At 47.8% G+C, this 25,112-nt stretch carries 15 protein-coding genes and 1 other RNA gene; 9 read left to right on the top strand and 7 right to left on the bottom strand.

Features of this window, described 5'->3' with window-relative positions; genetic code table 11:
- On the bottom strand, window positions 1–420 hold the full coding sequence (locus U2F10_RS14585; RefSeq protein WP_163670647.1) for a hypothetical protein: 420 nt from the start codon (window positions 418–420) through the stop codon (window positions 1–3).
- 379 nt (window positions 421–799) lie between these two features.
- Between U2F10_RS14585 and ssrA the strand changes: the two genes are divergently transcribed.
- Window positions 800–1,192: a transfer-messenger RNA gene (ssrA, locus tag U2F10_RS14580) on the top strand.
- Window positions 1,193–2,159: 967 nt separating this feature from the next.
- On the opposite strand, the gene U2F10_RS14575 is transcribed toward ssrA, so the two are convergent.
- From U2F10_RS14575 to U2F10_RS14565, 3 genes are all read right to left on the bottom strand, one after another.
- Window positions 2,160–4,691 carry a CHAT domain-containing protein gene (locus U2F10_RS14575; RefSeq protein ID WP_163670649.1) on the bottom strand — a complete coding sequence of 844 codons (2,532 nt, stop codon included), beginning with the start codon at window positions 4,689–4,691 and terminating at the stop codon, window positions 2,160–2,162.
- Window positions 4,692–4,987: 296 nt separating this feature from the next.
- The gene (ggt, locus tag U2F10_RS14570; protein ID WP_499872524.1) at window positions 4,988–6,793 is read right to left on the bottom strand and encodes a gamma-glutamyltransferase; all 1,806 of its coding nucleotides are present in this window, start codon (window positions 6,791–6,793) and stop codon (window positions 4,988–4,990) included.
- 29 nt (window positions 6,794–6,822) lie between these two features.
- On the bottom strand, window positions 6,823–8,889 hold the full coding sequence (locus U2F10_RS14565; protein ID WP_250565463.1) for an NAD(P)H-quinone oxidoreductase subunit 5: 2,067 nt from the start codon (window positions 8,887–8,889) through the stop codon (window positions 6,823–6,825).
- Between the two features lie 305 nt (window positions 8,890–9,194).
- On the opposite strand from U2F10_RS14565, the gene U2F10_RS14560 reads away from it, so the two are divergent.
- From U2F10_RS14560 to U2F10_RS14535, 6 genes are all read left to right on the top strand, one after another.
- On the top strand, window positions 9,195–11,207 hold the full coding sequence (locus U2F10_RS14560; RefSeq protein WP_499872522.1) for a mechanosensitive ion channel domain-containing protein: 2,013 nt from the start codon (window positions 9,195–9,197) through the stop codon (window positions 11,205–11,207).
- A gap of 364 nt (window positions 11,208–11,571) precedes the next feature.
- Entirely contained in the window at window positions 11,572–12,723 is a 1,152-nt protein-coding gene (locus U2F10_RS14555) for a hypothetical protein (RefSeq protein ID WP_163670654.1), read from the top strand.
- Between the two features lie 154 nt (window positions 12,724–12,877).
- Window positions 12,878–13,858: an AAA family ATPase gene (locus U2F10_RS14550; RefSeq protein ID WP_499872520.1), complete on the top strand. Its 981-nt coding sequence runs from the start codon at window positions 12,878–12,880 to the stop codon at window positions 13,856–13,858.
- 3 nt (window positions 13,859–13,861) lie between these two features.
- On the top strand, window positions 13,862–15,202 hold the full coding sequence (locus U2F10_RS14545; protein WP_499872518.1) for a DUF58 domain-containing protein: 1,341 nt from the start codon (window positions 13,862–13,864) through the stop codon (window positions 15,200–15,202).
- Entirely contained in the window at window positions 15,187–16,353 is a 1,167-nt protein-coding gene (locus U2F10_RS14540) for a hypothetical protein (protein WP_499872516.1), read from the top strand. The genes U2F10_RS14545 and U2F10_RS14540 overlap by 16 nt, the downstream gene beginning before the upstream one ends.
- 559 nt (window positions 16,354–16,912) lie before the next feature.
- A complete protein-coding gene (locus U2F10_RS14535; RefSeq protein ID WP_163666171.1) occupies window positions 16,913–17,992 on the top strand; it encodes a calcium-binding protein in 1,080 nt (359 codons plus the stop codon).
- 74 nt (window positions 17,993–18,066) lie between these two features.
- Here the strand turns inward: U2F10_RS14535 and U2F10_RS14530 are convergent, their stop codons facing one another.
- The gene (locus tag U2F10_RS14530; RefSeq protein ID WP_499872514.1) at window positions 18,067–18,297 is read right to left on the bottom strand and encodes a helix-turn-helix domain-containing protein; all 231 of its coding nucleotides are present in this window, start codon (window positions 18,295–18,297) and stop codon (window positions 18,067–18,069) included.
- A gap of 95 nt (window positions 18,298–18,392) precedes the next feature.
- Between U2F10_RS14530 and U2F10_RS14525 the strand changes: the two genes are divergently transcribed.
- Entirely contained in the window at window positions 18,393–18,638 is a 246-nt protein-coding gene (locus U2F10_RS14525) for a hypothetical protein (protein ID WP_499872512.1), read from the top strand.
- Window positions 18,639–18,740: 102 nt separating this feature from the next.
- Here U2F10_RS14525 and U2F10_RS14520 read toward each other — a convergent pair whose 3' ends face one another.
- Window positions 18,741–23,801, bottom strand: a complete 5,061-nt coding sequence (locus U2F10_RS14520; RefSeq protein ID WP_499872511.1) for an NB-ARC domain-containing protein — start codon at window positions 23,799–23,801, stop codon at window positions 18,741–18,743.
- 86 nt (window positions 23,802–23,887) lie between these two features.
- Between U2F10_RS14520 and U2F10_RS14515 the strand changes: the two genes are divergently transcribed.
- The gene (locus U2F10_RS14515; protein WP_499872510.1) at window positions 23,888–24,238 is read left to right on the top strand and encodes a CU044_2847 family protein; all 351 of its coding nucleotides are present in this window, start codon (window positions 23,888–23,890) and stop codon (window positions 24,236–24,238) included.
- A 169-nt stretch (window positions 24,239–24,407) separates the two neighbouring features.
- Here the strand turns inward: U2F10_RS14515 and U2F10_RS14510 are convergent, their stop codons facing one another.
- Window positions 24,408–24,791, bottom strand: coding sequence for an endonuclease domain-containing protein (locus tag U2F10_RS14510; RefSeq protein WP_499872508.1), 384 nt, complete (start codon window positions 24,789–24,791; stop codon window positions 24,408–24,410).
- Between the last annotated feature and the right edge of the window lie 321 nt (window positions 24,792–25,112).

Raw genomic sequence — 25,112 nt, 5'->3', positions numbered from 1 at the left:
TTAATCCAAATAGCCCATCAATACGGAGGTATCTTCGTCAATATCATTAGACGCAATGGGACGATGACCAGGCAGAGTATCTAGGTCAGAAACCACCAAAGTACTCACCGCCACAGGACGATGACCAGGTAGATGATCCGTGCTAGCAACCTCAAAGTTATCCTCCATTACTGGACGAACACCTGCTGAAGAAAGATTATGCACTACCTTCACATCACTAACGGTGATGGGGCGATTGTTAGGCAATGTGTTTGTCTCAACAACGCGAGTATTATCTTCTAGCACAATAATGTCAGGCTTTTCAGCCTTAACTATGCCGCCGCTCTTGGCAGCAGCAGATGTAGTCTTCTTTTGGGTCCTACTCGAAGAACTAGATTTTTGAGTCGTTGTACCAGTGGTTTCCGGTGCGTCGCTGCTCATAACCCTATAACCCCTTCTACTAGTTAAAGTATTCCTGTGGAACTCATTTGGCTAACGATCTAGGCATTCTCAAAACTGAACGCCAGACCTTGATACCACCAATGAATACCCTGCAAGTCACTGAGCAAAAACCCATGAGGCATCAGGGCATTGTAAAGCTCTAGTGGTGCAAATATCTAAATACTAAATAATTATAAGTTAAAAAACAGCCGCTTTAGTTTATTAAAGCTAATCAATCCCATAAATCTCTATTCGTCAACTGCCGCTAAAGCTTTGGAATGTTTGTTAACTAACGGTCGCCAAAGTAGAAATTCCGAGCTAAAATTAGAGGTGCTCTTAAGCTACCAAACGTTAATTTTTTAACTGAGGTTGTCATCAGGGGGCTGTAACGGTTTCGACGTTTTGACGAAAGTCGCGTTGTGATACAGGCCGAGAGTGAGTCCACTCTCGAAAATCAAGACTCAACTAAATACAGATGCAAACAACATCGTACCTTTTGCTCGTAAGCAAGTAGCTGTAGCTGCCGCTTAAACACCTCTTTCAGGTTCGAGCGCTTATCATTTGACTCCGTTAAGGATGGTAAGCTTAACCCCAACGGATGCGTTAGGTTGATTTCTCTAGTGAGTAACCTAACAAAGACCTTTACTAGAGCATCCCACCGTTCGGGATAATGAATGGTTCCCGCCTAGAGGGTTAGATAGGCTAAGCCTGTGAATGAGTGGCGTGTTATTACTCAGGGCGGACACGGGTTCGACTCCCGTCAGCTCCATTAATTTTTTCGACGGTGTGTTGTCCCTGGCGGTGATTTTAATCTGTCAAATTTAGGCTATCGGCAAGTTTTACAGATTGATTTATCCCTAAATCAGCAACGGCAGTTTTTCGTATCTTTAAATGCTCCTAGGATTGAGTGTTTAGATTCTGCTAAGGGATTGCTCTGAGGGATCTTTCTAGGGGCTATATCTATCTACCTATCATGTATATGTATTAACGCGATTATGATGATCGCCGTGGGTGCTACCTATTAGATTTCACTATTTTTTTTCTTTAAGCTGAGTGAAGTATTTTTCCAAGTTTGGAACAAGCCTAGTTGCTAAAAACTGAGGTGTTTATACTGAAGGAGAAAGGCTTCCAGTCGAAGATTATAGATAGTAAAGATAGTAAGAAACCTCGAAGTTATCAGTTTAGATATAGGTTTACAAACAGTATTTTGAGTGGTCAAGTCATTGTCTAATCAATAGACTTAGGTCATATAGGTGGTGTGTTATTTCAAATACTGTTGTTTATCTGTATCTGATCCTTATCTGGTCTTCAGTTACTGTTCTCGTTTGTTTTGCTGAGTCGCTCAATAATGAAATTCCCCCTTTGGCCTTACCTCCAACAACCGGTTTTTAGCTCTGATCACAAAACATTCTTTAGTCCATTCAAGTTTTGGCAACAACATAAGATCCAACATTTAGAGCGGTGTTGGGAAAAAGAATATCGTCAGCATGGAAAACTTAACTAATCCAGCCTTCAAAAATCCTTTACTTGCAAGGGAAAAAACAACCAAACAACATTGTTTGATTTTTGACATCACTTACTGACTTAATGTCAAAATTTTCTAACAAAATAATTTGTTCTATGCAGCCTAAAGGCATTTGTGAAAGTATCAGCAGACGCCTTTAGGTTGCCAAGTTATTTGCCCAATACTGTCTACTTATTAATTCAAATCTAAAGACCAGTTTGAACGGTCGAAATGTTTAATTTGCCTGACTGATGTAGCTGGCAATTTTTTGTCGGGCTTCTTGCCAATCTTGTAACGCTTTTTGAGACCATAGCCAGTGGAATGATAGATGGTTGGTGACATCTTCGTCACTAGCCGACTCAATCACATCTTGCCAATGGCTAGCAGCAGTGGCTAACAATGGCAAGCTATCATCATCTGTTAATCCCTGCTTGGACTGTTGATAGTAAGCCATGGCCAAACCAATTTGTGCATGCAGCTTAGTAGGCGCATTTTGAAGATCGACATCTTGAGGAATCTGCCCCAGGGTGACAATGGGAATGTCATAGTCTTGCCCTGAACCTAGGGCATTTTTCCAGGTTGCGATCGCATCTTCCCAAAAACCACTTTCATAGTAAGCAAACCCCAAGGCAACCTGAGCATCTAGCCAGTCAGGCTGTGCGTCCAAAGCATCTTTCCATGACCTTGCTGCTTCTGCAGGCCCGATGGAATTATCAATAGAGGGGTTTTGATTCATTAACGCCCACTGTAGTTGTCCTTTGGAAAACAACAAGGCAGGATCTTCAATCTGGCCTAAAGCCAGCAGTTGATTGAGAGCCTTATCTTGGTCACCCACCGCTGCCATCTCATTAATGGCCATGACCGCACTTTCAGGGTTACCACTGGCGATGCCACTAATTGCCAGCAACTCAGATGAAGGGGGTGTCGTGGTGGGTTGAGAGGATGGCGGCTCAAACCACTTAAAGGGATCGTTAATACCCACACCAGCAACGGCAATAGTAGCGGCTAAAGCACCAATACCAATGGCAAGCTGACGTTTGCGCCGTCCTGAAGCTTGATCTTTAACACTACGCTCAGCCAACTGAGGCACATTGTCTTCGGGAAGTTTCGCCCCATAAGTTGTACCATCGTCGCCATGGTCATAGATGCTAGCCCCATCATCTGACTCAGCGAGGGGGGGCGAGTCTGGCTTTTGGGGTAGTTGATCATGGAGATCTAACCCTGGCGTTTCTAGGGTTTCGGGCAGCAGTGATTCATCGACCTCCGCTAGTGGCACTTCATCAGACGTTGACGCTTGAGACAGCTGCTCTACCAGTTCCGTCATTGTCGAAACGTCTTCTTCGTTGTAATCAAGGATTTCCTCAAGTTCTACCGTTTCAACGACGCTGTCTAAATCTATATTCTCTAGAGCATCAGGATCTGTCGCTGAGCGTTTTGGCACCACAATAGCAGCATCAACCGCCTTAGGGGGGTGTTCTTCCAATGCCGCTAAAGCAGTCTCAGACTCACTCAACAACTTATCAAGGGCACTGTTGTGGTTACCAGGTTTACTGGCAAGATAGCCATCAAACCCAGGCTGCATATATAAAATTGGCAGTGCCCAATAGCTATAGTTGGAATCGTGGGCCGAGATCAGCCCCTGGCGAGTACGGTTAAGACATAAATCGATGGGATTGCCTTGCTTTAAGTTGCGATAGAGCAAGCGGGTAAACGTAATGGCCACATCGTCAGGAATGCGCTCGGCCATAGCAATCACCCCAGGAATGCCACGATTGACCAGGGCATTGGCCAGGTTTTGCTCATGCCAACCCAACTCAGAACCTTGGCCCTGGGAATAGGCTCCCCGACAGGAGTTGAGAACGGCTAGTTTCACACCATTGTTGGAAAGCAGCCCTGCTAGGTCTTCACCGCTGATGCGTTCGGTGAGTCCTGTCTGGCGGCTGACAAGATAAAGATCACCACCAGCATTGCCTAAATTACTATGGCCGGCATAGTGCAACACCTGGTATCGACCATGTTCTAACGCCTGGGTCAGTTCACTACGGTCAGGCTGTTCTAAGACTGTCAGCTGCACGTCCAGTTGCTGTTTTGGCAGCAAGTTATAGTCATCTCCAGAACGCATTGATAAGGGATGCAGCTCATTTTTCAGGTGATTAGCTTCACGGGCCAGTTCTAAACGATCCTGATCGTTGGGTGCAGCAATCACCATCAGGACGCGCAGAGGCTGATCAAAATCAGGCACCGTTGCCACCGGACGGTCATATCCCTGGCGTCGGCCTAGATGGTAACGAGAAAATGTGACATCGGTACCAGTCCCCAGGGGCCGATCACCTGCATGTAAGACTTCCCAAGGGAGCTTTTGCAGCTTTTCCCCCTTTAAACCAAGGCGCAGCCGCAGGGGAGAACGGCGATGTTGGGCAATCCCTTGGGCTGTCAACCAGCTATCGCGTAAGGCTTTATCAAAGACGCTGTTATAAAGAGCCTGGCCTAGACTAACGAGGGTTGGTGGCTGACTGCCAGACGAATCATCATCACCGTCTGAAGAAGAATGTACATTTGAACGAAATGCCCAGCGCTGACTCGACTCGCCCTTGAGGATCCCTAGCAACGGATCATGCATCAGGTTAGATGCCTCTGCTAGCCAGCTATCAATGGGCCAGTGAAACTGTTCTTGCGCCAAGGGGACACCTGGCGCAACTTGCTCTGTGCGCACCAGGTAGCGGTTATCACCGACGGCTGTAATTGATATGTCAAACTCTTGGAGCACTGTTAGCAGATCGCGTCCCTGTTACGTTTAATTTTTGCTTTCTATCTGATACCCCTGACGCCCCTAGGCCGTTTTAGTATCCCCAATAAACCACCATAACGTGTCGAAATGGATACGATGCCCCGACAAGATGCAGTTATCTAACTGTCTACATGGCTTTGGTGCCCACATCGGATAGACAACTATCAGCCGATACATTTGTCATCGCCAATGATTGAGGACTGCTATGTATCCGGCATCTTATGTATTCGGCATCCTATGTATTCGGCATTCCATAGGGTAACCCATTCCAAAGTTTAATTCACAACCATGGCGGAACCACCTCCGCGTCGCCTGGGTTCCGCAACAGCCTGCATCGCAGTGCCATCAGGCGATACCTCTACACCAGTAGCCGCCCCAATTTCCTCCACCGTCCGAAACTGATGGCCTAACTGTTCAAGTAAGTTCACATTAGCAGTTGCACCTTGATCAACGGTGGTGGTACTGCCATTGCGTTGGGAGAAGCGTGGAGCGCCAATGGCTTCAGGCAAGGATAAATCAAAATCAATTAAATTAGTAGCGATGCCAACGACAGTGGTAATGATAGTGGAACCACCGGGACTCCCAAAGGCCAAAATTCGACCATCCGGAGCAAAGGCAATGGTGGGGGACATACTGCTGCGAGGTCGTTTACCCGGTTCTGGCGCATTGGGGTGGGGCACAGTCGTGTCAAAATCTGTGAGTTCATTGTTGAGGATAAACCCATAGCCAGGGACGACAATCCCAGACCCACCGGTAGATTCAATGGTTAGGGTATAAGAAACAACATTGCCAAACCGATCGGCAGTCACTAAGTGGGTCGTCGATAGCCCTTCTTGGCCATTGGTAACTGCTACCTTAGGTGCTTGGGTGAGACTGGGGCTAGGGTCGGTTTGATAGGGCAGCGGATTACCAGGTGTGGTACAGGGTTCAGCAGCCCTGTCCGGAAGCTGGCGACTGGCAATGTAATTGGCATTGAGCAACCCGGCTACGGGAACATCTACGTACTCAGGATCGCCAAGGTAGGCGTTGCGATCGCAAAATGCCAGCCTTTCCGCCTCGATCACCCGATGCAGCGCCTGACTGCGATCCAAGCTGCCCAGATCGCTAGACTCCAGCAGTTTAAGCGTTTGAGCTACCGTGATCCCACCGCTACTAGGTAACCCCATGCCATAAAACTGATAGCCGCGATAGTCACTAACCACGGGCGGTCTTACCCGCACCTCGTAGCGGTCTAGATCGCCTAGATCCATTGCCCCAGGGTACACAGTAAATGGAGGCTCATTGACGGTCGGTGGTGACTGTACGGTCTCCACAATCGCCTGGGCAATGTCACCTCGGTAAAAGCTATTAACGCCCTGGTTTACCAGCAAGCGATAGGCCTTGGCCATGTCCGAGTTCTGAAACCGTGAACCAACGGCTGGCGGTTCGCCGTTTGGCAAATATAACTGCTGCGTAGAGGTAAATGCCTCAAATCGTTCCTGGTTACGGACTACTTGCTGAACAAATGTTTCATCCACGGTAAAGCCAGACTCCGCTAGCTCAATCGCTGGAGCCAACGCATCTGCCAGGGATAGGGTGCCATAGCGAGACAGCGCCGTTTGCCAATTGAGTGGCGTCCCTGGCACACCGACGGCCAGACCGCTACTTATGCGATTTGGGAAAAACGGTAAATTTTCCCCTGTGGGACTTTCTGGATCGCGGAACAAATCAGCGGTTACTGCCGCTGGAGCTTCCTCACGACCATCCAGGGTAATCACCCGGTCCTGGTCATGGAGGTAAATCACCATAAAGCCACCGCCACCGATACCAGCGGAAAAGGGCTCAGTTACCCCCAGGGCAGCAGCGGTTGCCACAGCCGCATCCACCGCATTCCCCCCCTGGCGTAGCACCTCAATGCCAATGCGACTGGCAGCTTCATCGACTGAGGCCACCGCACCGCCAGCACCATTGGCCACAGGAACTTTACCCCCAGACTGGGCAAAACTGGTACAGGCAAAAACCAATACCAGGCAAATGGCACAACACCACAACCACAAATAATTCGTAGGGGCGTTGTATACAACGCCCCTACGAATGTTCATGGGATTAAATAGAGGTTCCCGCATTCAACCTAGGTCAAACCTGACAATAGAACTAATCCCAACACAGCTCCAAACACAATCAGAGCGTAGAATTGGGCACGACCGGTTTCCAGGTATTTCAGCCCCTCACCTGTAATCAGCGTGACGAAGCCAGTTAGGTTAACGATACCGTCCACTAGTTTGACGTCCATGGTAAGGGCAAATTTAGCAATTTTGCGACTGCCCTGGACAAAGACCACTTCGTAGATGTCATCGACATACCACTTGTTGAGGGAAAAGTTGTAGAGGGGTTTGATCTTGGTTGCGATCGCACCCGCATCTATCGTCTTCGTCACATACATCAACACCGCTAAGGTAATACCCACGACCGAGATCGCCACAGAACTACCTGCCATCACAGCAAACTCATGCAGGTCTACTTCTTCCGCCAGCTCAGCAACAGTAACCACTTCACCAGGGGCAGAAATAAACGCCTCAAAGTAATTGCCAAAGGGCGTACCCACCAGACCCACCAGAATCGAAGGCACTGCTAAGAGAATCAAAGGCAGAGTCATCGTAATCGGTGACTCATGGGGCTCAGACGCATGGTGGTGATCGTCATGGTGGTCCTCTGCAGCCATGGGCATTTCCTGAGTACTCATGGCACCAGGGCCGAGGGAAGCGCCCATACTCTGGAGATTCTCAATGCGCAGTTGCTCTTTGATGTCACCGTTAGTCCCGCGAAATTCCCCTTCAAACGTGGAGAAGTACATACGGAACATATAGAACGCAGTGATACCGGCGGTTAACCAACCAATGGCCCATAGGAAAGGACTGACCTGGAAAGTGGAACCCAGAATTTCATCCTTAGACCAGAAACCAGCAAAGGGAGGAATACCGGAAATCGCCAGGGTACCAATTAGGAAGGTAGTGGCTGTAGCTGGCATATATTTACGCAGACCACCCATCAGACGCATGTCTTGGGCATAGGTGGGGTTGTGGCCAACCACACCTTCCATACCGTGGATCACAGAGCCAGACCCCAGGAAGAGCATGGCCTTAAAGTAAGCGTGGGTCATCAGGTGGAATAGACCAGCGCTGTAAGCACCCACACCCATGGCCATGACCATGTAGCCCAGCTGGGACATGGTGGAATAGGCCAAACCTTTCTTAATATCGTTTTGCGTAATGGCGATTGTGGCCCCCATCATGGCGGTGAAAGCCCCCACGTAGGCAATGGTTGTCATTGCTACAGGGATTTCCTCAAACACCGGATACATGCGGCCAATCAAGAACACCCCAGCTGCCACCATGGTGGCAGCATGAATTAGGGCAGAAATGGGTGTGGGGCCTTCCATCGCATCCGGCAACCACACATGTAAGGGGAACTGAGCCGACTTGGCCATGGGTCCCATAAAGACCAGAATCGCAAATAAAGCAGCGATTACACCCGGTAAACTGCCAACTTCCACCATATGGGTCAAACGCTCACCCATAATGTCAAAGTCAAAGCTACCCGTGGCCCAGAAAATGCCGAGCATACCCAGCAACAGCCCAAAGTCACCTACGCGGTTGGTGACAAAGGCTTTCTGACAAGCGTCAGCAGCTGGTTTGCGGTTATACCAAAAACCGATGAGCAAGTAGGAACACATGCCCACCAGTTCCCAAAATACATAAACCTGTAGCAGGTTAGGACTCATCACCAGCCCTAACATGGAGAAGCTAAACAGGCTCAAGTATGCATAAAACCTGACATAGCCAGGATCGTGAGCCATGTAGCCGTCGGTGTATACCATCACCAGAAAGGCCACGGTGGTCACAATCACCAGCATCAGTGCAGCCAGATGATCGATGGTGTACCCCATCTGCAGCTTAAAGCTGCCCGCCGAAGCCCACTCAAACATAAATGAGTAGGGCTCGTGACCATTCCATTGACTCCAGAGGATGCCGAATGACATCACCATCGCCACCCCAACCAGGCTGACGATAAAGATTGAACTAGGGGTACGCAGCTTGCTTGTAGCGTCGCTGTAGCTGATTAGACCCACACCGACAATAGCTGCACCGAGGAGTGGCAGTACTGGGATGAGCCATGCATATGAATAAAGAGATTCCAAGGGTTCCATAAGTTTTTTTGGTGCCTGCCCCACACGCTAGAGTTGGCAAAACCGCCTACATTCTTACACATGAGAGCTGGACTATTATCCAACTTCTGACGGACCTTTCTTACAGGACGTTGATTTTTCCTTGAGCAATCAATCACTCAAATTGGTACAACGCAAGTAAAACGAGGGCTTCTGTTTAAGCGGGTTTGAACAAGGTTGCGATCCTGAGAAAAAGGTTATTTTTTACGACATCGCTGAATGGTTTAGGTTTCTTGATGTTGGATGAGTAAGTTCACAACAAGGATTGATAAAGCCCAATGGGTCATTGGCGATGGGGAGGGAGGGTGAAGCGAACAGGGCAATGGGCAATGGGCAATGGGCAATGGGGTAGGTGGACACACCGTACCCTCTGGGTTAAATATTTTTTCCGCATTGCTATCGTCACCCTTGTGCTGCTGGCGAACATCCTAGCGTTGCCGATCATGGCGCAAACAGGGGCGCAACCAATGGCGCAAAAAGCTGATGTTGTTATTGATGGTCGGGTGTTGTTCCAGCTGCGCAGCATTGAAGATATCAGTGCCGAGGAACGAGCCGTTTTTGCGAACCAGGCCCTATGGCAGGTGATTGACAATGCTGATCAGCAGCCAACACCAGCACCGATTCGAGTGCGGACACGAGAACGCGATGGTCTAGTAACGCTCAGGGCTAACGGTCGTCATTTGCTCACGGTGACCAGTGGCGATCTGATGGCTGGAGTGCTACCCGAAGAGCGGGCTGAGCTGTGGGCTGAGATTTTGCAAGTAGCTTTGGATCGAGCCCAGAAAGAACGGCAGCCTGATTATCAGCGAAAAATGGCCTGGGTAAGTGTGGGAGTGGTTGCGATCGCACTCTTCTCTTGGGTGCTCCTCTACAACATCCGCCGCTGGCTCTGGCGACGGCAGACCCGCAAGGGCAGACTACCCATGTGGATTTTGCCATCATTGCTGGGTGCCCGATTTTTGGTATGGCTAGCCGCTGGCATCTATGTATGTGAGTTATTTCCTGTAGCCCGGTCTATCCGCTATCGCATCTTTCAATTTTTAGAACGGACATTTACCGACCCCTTATTTGACATTGACGGCCAAGGGTATTCCCTGGTCAGTTTATTTAATGTGGTCTTGCTCACCCTGGCGCTGTGGATTGGGGTGCGGGTTGTCACATCGGCAGTCAAGTCTAGATTTTTGCAGGCGGCGATACCGGATCGGGGTGTACAAGATGCGATCGCCACACTCATGCAGATCATCCTCACAGGCATTGGCCTTTTTTTGATTCTGCAGGTATTAGGCATTGACCTCAGCGCCTTAGCCATTCTTGCCAGTGTGCTCGGTGTTGGCCTAGGTTTTGGTCTACAGAATATTGCCAATAATGTGGTCAGCGGCTGGATGATGCTCTTTGAGCGATCAATTCAGGTGGGAGACTTTATTAACCTGGGCGACCTGGCCGGAACAGTGGAAAGTATTGGCGTGCGCAGTACGGAAATTCGCACATTAGATCGCGTGTCGATCATTGTGCCAAATGCACAGCTGCTGGAAAACAAGGTAATCAACTGGAGCCATGGGCATCCAGTATCGCAACTTCATTTGCCCATGGGAGTGGCTTACAACTCAGATATTCGACAGGTACATACGACGGTGATGGAGGTAGCGAGAGCGCATCCGAGCGTGTTGCAATATCCCCAGCCCCGTCTGCGGTTTTTAGGCTTTGGCGACAGCGCCCTCAATTTTGATGTACTGGTATGGATTCGGGACCCACGCCTACAATTCGATATCAAGAGCGACCTTTATTACATGCTCGAAGCCAATTTTCGTCGCCACAACATCGAGATCCCCTTCCCCCAACGAGATTTAAACATCCGTTCTCCCCAGTGGGATGCAACTATCTGGACACAACAGAGATCTCAAGCAGGAACTCCAGCCGCATTAGGAAAGGAAGAAAAACAGCCCCAGGGATTAAAAACCTCCGATTTATTGGCGGATGTTAGAGATTTTTCCAGCTTGTTACAAAATCAGCAACATTTACAAGATGCATTATTGGAGCGTTTAGTAAAACAGATGCGCTCGGAGAATGGGTTAAATATTCAGAATCGTCGGTTCCGATTGACGGTGTATCCCAATTGTTTTATTGGCAGTGAAACCGTAACGTGGCTAGCCAAAACACAAAACGCCACCCGAGAAGCCGCCGTCAGGATCGGCCAGGCCTTAGTAGAACAAGGCATATTTCACCACGTCACCGATGAACATCCCTTCAAAGACGAATACCTATTTTATCGGTTTTACGAAGATGAACCATAAATCTGACAAAAACATACCCCTTAACAAGAGCCTGACTGATAGCTATCGCGTCTCAGGGCTGGCACAAGGCACAGCCCCTACAGGATTATCCATTTTGAATCGGGCTATATGAATAGGAGGGTTTTGGGGAGGAAAGCCCTGAGCAGCCCATTTCACCATGGACCAACCCACAGTATTGTTCACATATTGAAGGATATCGACTACGACAAAATAACCGCGCCGCTTTTACACAAAAAACAACCACCTTTGTAGAAAAGTCGCAGATATTGCCATTTCGCACTTCCGCAGCAAAAACACTCCGCAAAATGGCTGAGGTAAACTGAATAACTTGCCAGATGCCCATCGCCCCTCGGACAAAATCACCATGTATACCGCATTTCTTGCCCTCCCCCCCTTAGACCCACAAACCGGCAAGACTGAGCCAGCAACCACGTTTATACCTGAAACAAATCTGGCTGCTCCTCCAGAAATTTTTGAGTTATCCACTACTGCCTCCCACGCGATGAATGGTGCTGCCCATAGGTTGAATAGCACGTTGGCTAATAACGTTACAGTCAGATATGTGGTGGTACCAGCGATGTTTGGCGGTCTAGGTAGCGTTGCATTGCGGCTGATCCAGGAGGGGGGCTCGTTTATGGCCACAGCCAATGCCCAGGCGATTGACACACAAGATGGCGAAGAGATTTCAGCACAGGCCGAAACAGTTGACAAAGAACAGGGCAGTGAGGAGATTTTAGGACAAATTGAGCCAAGTTTAGAAGCGGAAGATGGCAGTGTATCTAACACTCAGGAGCAACAAACGGCAACAGAAGAAACCGCCGTCCATGACTTTGTTCCATCGATTCAATTGGGGGCTGGTTTAGAGTTTTTAATCTTAGTAACTTCCAGCATTTTGTTAGGGGCAGTAGTGGGCTTTATCGGCACCATTCTTAGTTTGGATGGTCCACCAGAGAAGGCGAACAACAAGTCAAAGCTAGCAGCGACATCGCTCATGTTTGCCCTCTTTTTCCCTTCTGTGATTACGGTATTTCAAGAAAATGCCATGTCACAGGCCAAGCTAATCAGGGCAGATGAAGAGAAAACCGTACTTGAAGAGAAAGTAAGAGAAACCACTCAACAGGCAGAAAATCTAGAAGAGGTTGCCCATGATCGCATTATTAATGATATTGAAACATTGGATATTGTTCCTGAAACAATAGAACCATCATTGCCAGATGATCTAGCCCCACTTAGTCGAATACAAGCAACTAGCCCAACTGACAGTCAGACTTCTTTGATTGATAGTACAAAAGCGTTAGTTTTGAATGCCACTTCAGACGAAAAGGCACAGGAATTTATCGACAGTATCTTTAGGATTGGTAATGTTACCGATGGCGCTGTAAGGGACCACGCAGTTAGAGCTTTAAGAGAAATCAACGAGAATCCTACACTATCAGAAGCGGTGCAACAGGCAGCTGAAGAAAAGGCAGAGGAGTTACAAAACGCGGTAGTTGACGGCTTACAAGAATCACCATAGAAACCATTTTCATAACCAGCTTAAAAAGTGGCATAGCGAAGGGTTGAATGGCCTTGCATATGCCCCTTAGGGGTACTCCTTTGAACGCACATTCCTCAGTGCCTTAATTCCAAAGTTTCGGTTATCTTGAGTCATGGACACCAAGGACCCAGCTATGGAATCGTCGACTGTAGATTCAGGTTCAAATACTATTTCTAGCCAAGCTTCTGGACAAGAAATTTATACCCGTTTATCCGAGAATATTCAGCAGGTGGTGAAAGGGCAAACTGCTGCTGTGCGTAAGCTGCTGGCCGCCTTTATCAGTGGCGGGCATGTGCTGCTAGAAGACTACCCTGGCACAGGTAAAACCACCCTGGCCAAAGCGCTGGCTTTTTCCGTCGATGTTTCCTTCAAGCGAATTCAATTTACGCCTGATTTGCTCCCCTCTGACATTTTGGGCGTCTCAATCTTAAACCCCATCGAACAGTCCTTTCAGTTTCACGAAGGCCCTATTTTTGCCAATATTGTTCTAGCAGATGAGGTGAATCGCGCCTCTCCCCGCACCCAATCGGCGCTGCTGGAAGCCATGGCAGAATCTCAGGTCAGCATTGATGGCACCCTGAGAACGCTAAGCCCACCTTTTTTTGTAATTGCTACCCAAAATCCAGTGGGAGCCCAAGGCACCTATCCTTTACCAGAAGCCCAAATGGATCGGTTTGCCCTGCAGTTTAGTTTGGGCTATATCTCTCCAGAAGAAGAAATGGAGATTTTAGCAAGTCAGCTCCAGCAACATCCCATTGACCAGGTTAAACCCTGTCTCTCACGAGATGATATTTTTACCCTCAAGCAACAGGTGCAGCAGATCCGAGTCAGCGATGAACTCAAGCGTTACATCATTGATATTGTCGGGGCCACCCGCCAAGCAGAAGGGGTACAGCTAGGGGCTAGCCCCAGGGGAGCCATTGCCTTAATGAAACTGGCCCAGGCACTTGCCCTCTTTGATGGTTACGAATTTGTTTTGCCCGAGCAGGTACAAGAGATGGCGCTGTCAGTCCTGGCCCATCGGTTGGTCCTCGAACCCCAGGCCCGATTTTCGGGCCAAACAGCCGATGCGGTGATTCAAGACATCTTAAATGCGACGCCTGTGCCTGCCTGAGCCATGAATCTTTTCTTTTATCGTCTATTTCGATGTTTGGGCTACAGCCTGCGGCAATGGTTAAAAAGGCGATTTACGCCGCTGGGTGTGGGTGTTTTAGTGTTTGCCATCATTGCTGGGCTGGCAGGTCTGGATACCCAGCAGAGTTTGTCTTACCAGGTGTTTGCCCTGGCCTGCTTATTATTGACTGTGTCTATGGTGGCTACCGCCTTTTCACGGCCTCGGTTTCAGGTTAGGCGACGGCTACCGCGCTTTGGGACGGTAGGCTTGCCGTTACCATACCGAGTAACGGTACAGAATTCTACTGGCAAGGATTTTAGGAAACTGCGACTGATTGAAGCGTTTGCCCATTCATTTCCTAGCTTTGAAGACTATCTTGACATTAGCCGTCCAGGCCGCAAGGATGCTCAGTCATGGAGCAAATTAATTGATCAGGCTCAGCGTGCGATCGCACCTGCCGTCGGGATTCCTGTATTGGCAGCCCAGGGCACAACTGAAATCAAAGGTGAGATTACCCCCCTACGACGAGGGTTACTACAGTTTGAGACCATGACCCTGGCCTGCCCTGATCCGCTCGGCCTATTTAATGCCTGCGTCAGACTACCCCTGCCCCAATCGGTATTAATCTTGCCAAAGCGCTACCCGGTGCCGTCGTTTCAACTGCCAGAACGTCAAGGGTATCAACCGGGAGGCTTATCGCTTGCCCTATCGGTGGGAGAATCAGAAGAATTTTGGTCCTTGCGCGACTATCGCCCCGGCGACTCGCCGCGCAAGGTTCATTGGAAAAGCTGGGCTAAATTGGGTAAACCGGTGGTGCGAGAAGAACAAGCCGAGTACTTTGTGCATCAAGCTCTGGTTTTAGACACCTTTCAACCGGAGTCATTTAGCGAAATTTTAGAAGAGGCGATCTCAGTGGCCGCGTCGTTGGCTGGTGAAATGCAAAACCAGGAGTCCTTACTGGACCTTATCTTTTCAGGCTTAGGTGGTGGATACGTTACCCTGGGCCGAGGTTTGGGCCAAACAGAACGTATCCTTGAGTTGTTAGCATCGGTAGTCCCCTGTCAGGATAAGCCCTTTGGCTCGTTGTTGCCAATCATGCAAAATCGTTTGCCGCTATTAAGTAGCTGCATCTGTATTTTTCTCACCTGGGATGAGCCACACCAGACATTGGTTAAGCAATTACAGTCCGCTAATATCCCGACATGGGTTTTGATCATGACCCGTGATCGACACACACTATCGTCGCCGATGTTAGACGACTATCAAAGTCAGTTAATGCGGGTTTATCCGTTACCGTTGGGTCACATTCAGCCGGGTCTTCAAGAGATATGCAATTCCATATAGCTAGCCTGTGCAGTTTGGCATTATGCCTGTGGGGATTTCAAACGGGGCTGTGGGGTCTGACAGTGCCGATGATTGTGTGCATCGAAGGGAGACAGGTGTTCTCCAAGCGCTGGACACTCTCTGCAAAGGCAACCGTATGGATTGTGTTCATCTGCATTTCCGTGCTCATTGTGACACTCCAACTCACAGGTGCTTTCCAGGGCATGCTGCAATTGCTGCCGTTGGCACTGTTTCCACTGATGTTGGCGCAACTTTATACGACCAACCTTTCCCAGCAGATTCAAGATTTCTTAGTGAATCCTTCCTTTACCAAGCGAGGAATTCAGTGGAAACGACCCTCCTTTAACTTTGGTTATGTTTACTTTGGCCTGTGTTTGTTATCGGCCAGTGCTGTAAACGCCAATAGAGTTCTTTTTTATAGTTTAGCTTGGCTGCTGGTTGCCATACTGTTCTTTTACCTGCGGCCTGCGAAATCTAAAGTGATGGCTTGGCTTGGTTTAATCTGTTTGGCTGGGGTTTTGGGGATTTTAGCCCATAGGCAGTTGAGTCGGCTTCAGTTTGACCATACCTCGCTTAATGATGGTAATGGGCAAGGTAATGGACAGGGCTATGGACAGGGCTATGGACAAGGTGATGGGTTTTCTCAAGGCCTTAATCAAGATAGTCCTTTGGAATTGATGTTACGGAGGTTAGGGGAAAAACTATTAGCGTCTATCCAAGAACAACTACCGCAAGATACCAAATCTAGAGTGCTACTTCTGCTAATTTTCTTAGGTATTGTCACTATTGGTGGTCTCTTGATCTGGTGGTGGAGACGAAGGCGACAGAAAATGCTTGCGCAAAATGTAGATGTTGGGATGCGATCGCAACCGACTCTCCCCGGTATCGATTCAGAGTTTTACCAAATCGAACAGATTTTCAAGCAATTAAAACTGAGGCGCAGACCTGCGGAGAACCTACAGCATTGGATGGAACGACTAACCGAAAAACTATCTGTTGCTCAGGTAGAAGCACTCAAACCGATTATCCAACTACATTATCGCTATCGTTTTGATCCTGAAGGTATTGATGCTGCTGAGAGAAATCAGCTGAGGTCCCTAAGCCAATCCTGGTTAGACAGTTATCGTGTCAGCCAGGATGCTCAAGGGTAGATGGGTGGCCTGTCCTGAGCGAAGTCATTGGCGTAGCCTTCCCAGGGGGAATAGGGATGGGTGGATGGGATTTGGGCAGGGAGATTGGAGATGGGGTGAAGAGGGAATTGGTTAGGAGTTGGTTGGAGGTGTGGCGATGCATCGTACCCTAACTGGCACAAGACTATTATGGCGATTAACAAAACATATTTTATTCAGGCCAACCAGTATCTTCAGAAAGCCTTTAAACACTAGTAGATTTTTCATCCTCTCCAGTTCCTAGAGTCCGTACTGTAGATATTCCTACATCAACGGCCTTACTGATCTAGAAAGAGGGTGATTTTTTAGCATAAGTAAACTATCTAATCGTGATTTCTACGGTTGTGTTTAACGTAATAAACTAGTGAAGTTGTTGAAAATTTTTACCAGACTAGGTAATTGTTCTTGCAAAATCTGTTTCGTTAGCTTTATTCTCTCCTGATATTAGATAAGGAGCTATTACCGATTTCCTCTCTATCGGTAACTTATAGAATCGGCACAGGCTCTAAAGCCAATAAAACTGCTATCAGTCGAGAGATACATGAGTACACAAGGGAACGCATCACTTATTGCCGACATTGAACTGGCTCTATTAGCCAAGATTGAAGAAATTATTGGTGATGGTGGAGACAATACACTTTTTGGCAATAGAGAACAAAACAAACTGATTGGCCAAGCGGGCAATGACACCCTTCGCGGGAGAGCTGGAGATGACATTCTTTTAGGAGGCAAAGGCAACGACATCCTATTTGGCGGTCGTGATAATGACATTCTCCTGGGTGGCATCGGCAATGATAATTTGCGGGGTGGAAAAGGCAATGATTCTCTTTTGGGTGGTTTTGGTAATGATCGCCTGGCAGGCCAAGCTGGTGATGACATTATCATTGGTGATGAAAGACTCACCGCCCAAGACTATGATGCCGATGGCTATTTGTTAGATACTACCAATGCTCTCCATGGCAATGATCGCCTAATAGGTGGTGATGGCAATGACTTTCTACAAGATCAATTAGGTAGTGATCGTCTAATTGGTGGAGCTGGAGATGATGTTTTGGTAAGTATCAGTGATGCGAATGCTCCGGCTGAGAACACGAGAATCGTTGCTAATCAGGATGATGGCAATGATGTTGATAAACTTGTCTTTGCGAAAAAATTCTACAATCCCGATGGTCTGGCAGCGAATGATAGGCTAACTGGTGGTGCTGGTGCAGACACCTTTAAATTTGACATCCTTATGAACGCACCTGCTGCTATCTATACGCAGCATCTGCAAGACGACGGCCTGGTCAACTGGGGCATGGGAGCTGTTGCTGGGGAAAATGACAACTACCATGACCACTGGGTTGAGAGTATTGGTCGTGATACAATCACTGACTTTAGCGGTACCGGCGGCGAAGGGGACCAAATTATCATTACTGGCCATACTGTCACTTACAAGGTGATCAAGGAGCTAGATGAGCGTATTGTGCTTGGTGTTTATACTGATCAAGGAGGTGACGGTGTACGTGGGGGCGGTGCTCATGATCTGGATGTGCTGGGTGTGATTAACGTTAAGCATGATGGTAATTTTAATCTGGCCAATGATGTCACCGTTGTAAAAGCTGATCTAGGCGCATTCTAACCTTGCCTAGTATTTGCCTGTAATTGATACAGATGTGGGCTACTACAGTCAGTGTAGTAGCCTTTTTTAAATGGCTAGTCCTCAACAATTACGCCTAGATAAAGCCGTACGAATTCTCTGGCTGCGTCAATATTTAGGGTTTTTAGGGCTTTGGCAATTAGGGCAATATTTTCGGCGCTGGGGTCTAAGCCGTGATACCAGCGGCCAACGTTTGCACGGCTAATACCCATGGTGACAGCCAGCTTATTCTGACTGATACCGTAAGTGTCTAAAACCTGCTTCAGTGCTACGCTTGCCCGTCCCATGTTCTGATCATCTCAGAGTCATTTCAGAAGGTAAATGTCACACTTGTGGATACATTTTATCTGTGCTAATGTCACATTTATGACGACATTAAATTATGTTGACTATGCAAGAATTTATTCCTAGCAATGATATCTATGGATCTCAGACTCCGCTGACTCCAGAGGAACCTCACCGTGAGTCGGTTCTGATTACTCTGATTGGTTCAACTGTTGCTATGGAGCTAATTGTTAAACACCTTCATAAGATTGGTTTTGCTGAGCCGAATGCGTGGAGTAAAGAGCAGACTGAGCCTAAAAGTGGTCAGCTGATGCGAGTGTTGAAAAAATGGGTGCGAGTGTGAGATTTCTGGGTACGCAATTGTTGTCTCTGGCAACACTACCAGCTTGAAGCCGGAGCCAGAGGCTCCATTGGGGTACTCAGCCAGAGACTGAGCACAAAAAAGTTACGGCCATTGAGCACAGACATCACGTACGGCTTGCAAGACATCTGAGAATGCTCGTTCATCGGCTAAGTGAAGAACAATCGGTCGAATATCTGGTAATAAATCCAGTAAGCTCTCGCGTTTTTGATAGGCCAATGTGTCTAACATGTTGACCGTGTCAGTAAATGAAATGCTATCTTGAGCTAGATGCGGTAATAATCCCTTCAATGCTTTAGATCGATAATAGGGATCCCGGATCTGCCAGAGCATTTCTAATACTTCAGACAACCAGGACTCTGGCAATGATTTACCAACACTCCTCAACGCTGATGCCCGTGCTGCTTCAGACTGTATATTATTGCGGATCATAGTCAGGACATCTTCTGATAGATCAGAAGGTAAATATCGGACCAAATTACTAATTGCTAATGCTCGCCGAGATTCATCTTGAATCTCTCTAATAAACGAGACTACATCTGGCATTAGCTCGCATGGTAGGCATCTAAAGAGAGTGCATAAAGCTATTGTTTGCAAGGCTTCATTGTTGACTTCACGAATGTTAGTGAGCACTGTCGGAAACAATGAAGGTTGTTGTATTGCTAATTTACAAAGAAGCGATATCCGATGAAAATCAGTCTGGATGTTATGGACAGTAGCCAAGGTTTCCGACAATAGCTCAGGAAACCGTTCACATAATGCAGCCAACACATCGGCTTGATGAGAACTCTTGTGAAAACCACGAGTGAGTTCCAATACCTCTGGTAATAAGGCTGGTGATAATTTTTCACTCAGCTGTCTGAGGTTTTGAGCTTGTTGCAGTTCATCCGAAATATTACGGACCACACTTAAGGCCTCTGCGCAAAGCTCTGGAAACCTATTAGCTAATGTACACAAGATGGATGAACGACCAGAGGGATTTTGAATGCTATGAGCTATGGCCAATACATCCGGCAGTAATTCCTGTGATATGTGTTCAGCAAGGCTCTGCGTATATGAAGTTCGATCCTGTTCATCTGGTAGCTCATGAATGAGAGCGAGCGCGTCCGATAACACTACCGGTGCCTGATTGCTTAATGCAATCAGTAGTTTAATTAGTTCATCTTTATCAGGTATTTCACGACTTGCTATCAGTGTCTCTGGCAACAAACTGGGATATAGCTGGCTGAGATCGCTCAAGGCCCAGGCACGATCCGTTGCATCTTGAATCTCACGAACAACTGCTAATGCATCTGATAATAGTTCAGGAAATTGCCGACTCAGTTCTCGTAACTCACAACTCTGAGTGTGTTTGCTTTGAAGTTGTTTAATCACCTTTAAGGTCTCTGTTAAAAGCTGCGGCATCTGTTTGGTTAACTCCCGAAATGCTCTTACCATGACCTCTTTATCTCGAATCTGTTGTACTAGCAACAATGCTTGTGGCAAGCTTTCCGCTGGCAGTCGTTGTACAGCTTGGTTAATATCCTTAATTCGGTAATAGAGTTCTGAACTTTGACACATGCCTTCCAATGCCTCAACCAATAGATCGGAAGATATTTGTAAAATGGACGAAGGCGGTAACCAAGAGGAAACAGCTGTGGTTAAAAACTCAGTTCGAGCGAATGTATCTGTACTGGGAAAAAGAGATAAGATTTCTGGCAATGACTCTGGATGATATTTCACTAGATGTCGCAATGGGATTACTCGTGCCATAGCATCGGGAATCTGGTGCACTAAGCTTAGAACCTCATCAACTAAATCCGATGACTGTGCTGACAAAGCTGCTAACATCAGTGCCCGTGTTTTCTTATCTTCAATTTGCCGAGCAGCTTGAATCGTTTCAGGTAAGACTTCTGGAAATCGTTGTGATAAGTTTGCTAATGTGGTTATGCGATGCTCATCCTCTTCAATTTTCCGTGCTACTGCCAACGCTGTTGCCAGGATGTCTGGCATCCGCTGACTGAGGCCAAGCAAAACGCGGGACCGATCTAAATCCTCCTGAAAGCGCTCTGTCGCAGCTAGTATATCGGGCAATAAAGCTGATGGACAATCCTCAGTAAGCTGAGCAAGCAGATGTGAACGGAAACAGTCTCCTTGTATCTGCTGTATGATGTCGAAGGCTCTAGTATAAAGCTCCGTCGGTAGGTCCTGAATAAGCGCTTGCAGGGCAAATTGCTTTCGATTTTCGCTGTTTACTGCGGTAATGATATCCAATGCATCAGACCATAGCTCTTTGGGCAATATTGGTCTGATGTCTTCTAATGCCGCCATCTGTTCATGGTCTCTCTGAATCTGACGGATAACAGCCAACGCTTGAGGCACAAGACCCGGTCGAACTCTGGACAGTCGGTTCAATACATAGGCTTTCTCAGTAAAATTTTCAATAGTTTGAATCTTCTCTAACGCTTCGGATTGCAACTCTGGGTTACGAATTGCCAATGCAGTTAGAGCCAGAGCCTGCCCTGCATTTCCCCGAATTTGGTAGGCTAGGATCGTAGCCTGAGGAAGACAATTTTCAGGTAAGAGAGTAATGATTTTTGCAAGGGCAATGGCTCGACAGAAAAAGCTTTGATCGTGAGGTCTTGGAATGATAGTTTGATGGTCTTGAATAGCTGGAATAGCATTTAACACATCTGGCCACACAGATGGAAAGTGCTCTGCTAATTTGGCTAGAGTATAGACTTGATAAGGTGAATCTTGAATCTTCGCAATCACTGTTCTAGCCTCTGGCAATAGTGATTCAGAGAGATAAGGCACAATAGCCACAATGTACTCAGAGCATCGCTTAGGTTCCGGCACTTGCTGAATGTAAGCCAATCCCTGGGCAGCAGACCACCAGCCATGTTTAATAAGTGCTACCAGTAGTGCAGTCGGTACATTGCTAGCCATGCTGTGCAGTGAAGCACGGATCATGGCATAACGCCATAGTAATGCTAAGGTTTCTCCTGGTGCACTGTTATAGTTCTCAACTGCTAACCGCCAGGCACGTCCGAGGTCGTTGAGGAACAATGCCGGTTGACCAAGTTTGTCGCATACTTCGTGCCAACCATTTCTCCCAGATTCATTACTCGCTTTCAACAATGCATGGATTGCCTGTATCTTCCCAGCTTGTTCCATATGCCAGGTAAGATAGCTATGAATATAGCCATCATTTGGCAGAGTGTACCATTGGTCTTTTTGAGTCTGGAATTGATAGTTTCTTAACAACTGTTGATGGGCTGTTTGCAAGGTTAATCCCAGACCTGATAATGTTTCGGGTTTCTCAGGTTGGCGGGGGCTAGTGAGCAACTGTCTAGATAAATCATGCATTAAGTCGTGCATTCGGTAAGTCACGCGCTCAGCATTATTAGAACTTTGGGCACTCCCTATGAGCAAAAATGCTTTTTCATGGAATTCTCGCAACTGGTCTTGGGCTTGTTGTAGGGTGACTTGCCATAGAGTCATGGCCATATCCTGGGTCAGCAAAGCATCTTCGGGCAATACGCCCAACCAGGCAAACTGAGATAATTGTTCAGACGATAATCGCTGCAAACTTAAATTAAAACACGCTGTTAAGCTACAGTGTCGTCGCTTTGCTTCATCGGGCATGTCAGTCAAACTGAGAGCATCTAGAGCTTCGAGTCGTACTACCTCGGATCGAAAATTTGCCAATAGATTTGACCAGGTTTCTCCATTTTCTACCTGCGACGCTGCCAGCTCCAGTGCCAGGGGCAAATATCCCACACGCTCTGCAAAGTCCAACGCCTGTTGTCGATCTTTTACGTTTAGCTCTGCCTTAAACTTTTGCGTCATTAGCTCCAATGCTTGTTCCGGAGTCATGACATCCAAACTGTACCTATGGGCCTCTGGGATCTGCGCCTCCCGTGTCGTCACCAGCACACAGCAACCGTAGCCACCCACCCGAAACGCTTCAAGACGTGTGGGATCCCATACATCATCTACTACCAGCAGTACTTTTTTGTCATATAACAATGTCCGCAAATGATTCGATGCTGCCTCCACCGCCGTGGGCTTATAGTCATGGTCCCCCAGCGTCTGTATCCACCCACTCAACAACGGCAAAATATCCGGGTTCTGGCCTAACGTGGACCACAAAATCCCATCCGCAAAGCGAGCCTGCACCTCATCATCATGGGCCAGCTTCGATGCCAACACTGACTTGCCAATACCACCGAGACCATAGATGGCACTAACAACCAATGTGCCAAATGTTTTCTTGTCGTCACATAGCAGTTGTTCTTTTACCTTGTCCTGGTGCTCTGGTCGCTCCACAAAATGCTCCGGCAACGGCGGCATTTGTAATGGTATGCCCCAGTTACGACGAGTTTTTTTCTCGGTATCAGCAACAGATCCATAACTCTCCTCACCATTCTGTTGTCCACCCTGAAACCAAACAATCGGTAACGCCCTGCCCTTACCAAACCGTCTGGGCTCCTGACGGTTATTTTTCAGCACCTCATCCAGATGGGCAAATACCGTATCCCCAGAAATATACCCCTTATTATTCACCTTTTCAGGCATCAACACATCCAATACAGCACCTGTAAAAACGCTATGGTCTTCCCGCTTCTTTGCCCAAGCGCTTTCATGGCCACGACAGGATGTAATCAGATAATAATCTTGCTCAGAATTTAACCCGGCAAAACTATGCTCAACTAGCTCTGATTCAATCAACTCGCCACTGTGGCAAGCGTCGATAAACATTACTAAACTGCTTAGATCTGAATCGCAAATCAGATCATTCAGGTCGGAAAACGAAATTGCTTTTGTCTGCCGTTTCGGTTGGTTATTCTCAATAGTGACCGTGCAGTCAGACGTGGCCAGATAGCCTTTTGTACCCCCTAGCCCACCTTTAACGGCCAGACCATGGCCAGTGAAATAGATAAATGCCTCATTTCTAGCTGCATCTTGCTGAATCAGCTTAGTTAGTGCGTCTTCTAGCTCTTCAGCTGTGACATGCCCTGAAAGCACTGTCACCCGTTCACATTGCCCATGGTCTCTAAGGAGTTGTGCTATAGCTTCTGCATCACCAATCGGTTTACTTAAATTTTTGAGGTAGTTGCTTTTGTAATCAGAAATTCCAACAACGAGGGCGTAACGGGCCATGGGCTTAAGACTTTCCAGGAAAACACGGAGTTTAGGACGCCGGCACCCTTAAGATAACCGATGTTTTCAGCACCTCCTAAAAACCTATGACTGATGTGAATCGCCTCGTCTTGGAAGATGAATCTGGCACTGCCTACACCATGTATTTTGAAGCCGATGACGCTATAGATACGCCACCAGAACCCAGCGATGATGACGAATATGAATCCATGGGTGTTAGCACCGAGGTTCAGGCGAAGCTGGCGGACATTCATGGCACGCTGAAGAGCTATGCCAATTATGCCCTTGGTGCATTCAAAGGGGTGGCGGGCGCTGAGGTGGAGGAAATTACGCTGAAATTTGGGATTAAGATTGCCGGGTCGACGGGGTTACCGGTCTTAGCGCAGGGCTCGGCGGAGGGCAGTTTTGAGATCGAGGTGAAGTGTAAGCCGAAGTGATGGAAGTGGATGTTTGGAACGGAAGATTGAGCCCTCACCCTAAATCCCTCTCCCTGGGGAGAGGGACTTTGAGAACGGAGATAGGTTTGACCCCGGTAAATCTTGCTAACCCCCTTCTCCCTCGGGGAAAAGGGGCTGGGGGATGAGGGCCAATCCCTAGGCCACAAATTCACCCCGGCAAACATCGCCCAATCTCCTCCAATACCCCCTCGATATCATCAAATACCCGTCTATTCTCGAACCGTAACACCTTCAACCCGCAAGCCTGCATCCATGCATCGCGTTCTGCATCCTTTTCTGGCTGTCGTTTATGAACTAGGCCATCCAACTCGATCACCAGCTTTGCCTCATGGCAATAGAAGTCAGCAATAAAGCGACCGATATTGTGCTGACGTCGAAATTTAAAACCGTGTAATCGACGCGATCGCAAACATTCCCATAAAACACATTCTGCCGTAGTCTGCCGCAGCCGCAGCTCACGTGCACGCTGTAGCAATATTTCAGGAATCCGACGGTTACAGCCTGATAAAAGAGAAAGGTCTAGATCAGTCATGGGGCTAACATGCCCGGGGCCTCACCCTAAATCCCTCTCCCTGAGGAGGGGATTTTGAGAACGGAGATGCATTTACCCAGGTAAATCTTGCTAAACCCCTATCTCCCCTTCTCCCCAGGGAGAAGGGGCCGGGGGATGAGGGCTGATTTTCTCCCCGAGGGAGAAGGGGCTGGGGGATGAGGGCAACCCATTGTTAAAACAAGCGCACATTTTCCAAAACGGGCATGGTAGCCTCCTTTAGAATGAGGAATCATCAGTTATCATCATCTACTTACCGATAGTTCAGCCTTACTATTTCAGCTCGTCCACCCCTTTTTGAGG

Origin of the sequence: Leptothoe sp. EHU-05/26/07-4 (genome assembly GCF_043421015.1) — a bacterium.
Taxonomy (GTDB): domain Bacteria; phylum Cyanobacteriota; class Cyanobacteriia; order Phormidesmidales; family Phormidesmidaceae; genus Leptothoe; species Leptothoe turfae.
The sequence above is the reverse complement of the archived record's forward strand: the minus strand, read 5'-3'. Positions and strand labels throughout refer to the sequence as shown.

Bases quoted from the DNA above. Each gene is read 5' to 3' on its own strand.
- U2F10_RS14515 (WP_499872510.1), top strand. From the start codon at position 23,888: ATGACTGATGTGAATCGCCTCGTCTTGGAAGATGAATCTGGCACTGCC.
- U2F10_RS14585 (WP_163670647.1), bottom strand. From the start codon at position 420: ATGAGCAGCGACGCACCGGAAACCACTGGTACAACGACTCAAAAATCT.
- U2F10_RS14510 (WP_499872508.1), bottom strand. From the start codon at position 24,791: ATGACTGATCTAGACCTTTCTCTTTTATCAGGCTGTAACCGTCGGATT.
- U2F10_RS14545 (WP_499872518.1), top strand. From the start codon at position 13,862: ATGAATCTTTTCTTTTATCGTCTATTTCGATGTTTGGGCTACAGCCTG.
- U2F10_RS14535 (WP_163666171.1), top strand. From the start codon at position 16,913: ATGAGTACACAAGGGAACGCATCACTTATTGCCGACATTGAACTGGCT.
- U2F10_RS14525 (WP_499872512.1), top strand. From the start codon at position 18,393: ATGTTGACTATGCAAGAATTTATTCCTAGCAATGATATCTATGGATCT.
- U2F10_RS14560 (WP_499872522.1), top strand. From the start codon at position 9,195: ATGGGTCATTGGCGATGGGGAGGGAGGGTGAAGCGAACAGGGCAATGG.
- U2F10_RS14540 (WP_499872516.1), top strand. From the start codon at position 15,187: ATGCAATTCCATATAGCTAGCCTGTGCAGTTTGGCATTATGCCTGTGG.
- U2F10_RS14530 (WP_499872514.1), bottom strand. From the start codon at position 18,297: ATGGGACGGGCAAGCGTAGCACTGAAGCAGGTTTTAGACACTTACGGT.
- U2F10_RS14555 (WP_163670654.1), top strand. From the start codon at position 11,572: ATGTATACCGCATTTCTTGCCCTCCCCCCCTTAGACCCACAAACCGGC.
- U2F10_RS14520 (WP_499872511.1), bottom strand. From the start codon at position 23,801: ATGGCCCGTTACGCCCTCGTTGTTGGAATTTCTGATTACAAAAGCAAC.
- ggt (WP_499872524.1), bottom strand. From the start codon at position 6,793: ATGAACATTCGTAGGGGCGTTGTATACAACGCCCCTACGAATTATTTG.
- U2F10_RS14550 (WP_499872520.1), top strand. From the start codon at position 12,878: ATGGAATCGTCGACTGTAGATTCAGGTTCAAATACTATTTCTAGCCAA.